General features: G+C 40.6%; 1 protein-coding gene. It reads left to right on the top strand.

Annotated features, from left to right (window positions below):
* Positions 1-193 precede the first annotated feature (193 nt).
* Positions 194-397: FGGY family carbohydrate kinase (locus CIL03_RS19500; RefSeq protein ID WP_240508172.1), on the top strand; the 204-nt coding region annotated here is incomplete at its 3' end.

Below are 397 nucleotides of genomic sequence, written 5' to 3'. Positions count from 1 at the left end.
AACTAGAGCACTTCGAAATGAGATAAAGGAAACACGGTGAGCTAAAAGCGAACCGATGTTGACTTATCGTAGTGGAGGAGTGTGAAGTTTGCTAGTTGCTGGGCGCAGGAGCTGGATATAATAATGAAAAAAGGCTTTGGAGTGATGTTCCAAAGCCTTTTCTAAAGAAGTTATGCTAAAGGAAGAGGTAGCTATGGGAAAAGAATTAGTCATAGGACTTGATATTGGAACAACTAGTGTGAAAGCAGTCATTTTTTACCTAAAGGGAGCTTTGATCGCAGAAACGGAAGCATTAATTAACACATATTATCCGCATCCGGAATGGGCGGAACAGAATCCGGTGGAGATTGAACGTTCATCTGTACTTGCAATGAAGGAAGTTATCTTAAAAGCTAAG

The sequence above is a fragment of the Virgibacillus indicus genome, from assembly GCF_002266285.1.
In the GTDB taxonomy this organism is placed as follows: Bacteria; Bacillota; Bacilli; order Bacillales; family Amphibacillaceae; genus Virgibacillus_K; species Virgibacillus_K indicus.
Note: the sequence above shows the minus strand (reverse complement) of the source record. Positions and strands in the feature narration are given on the sequence as shown.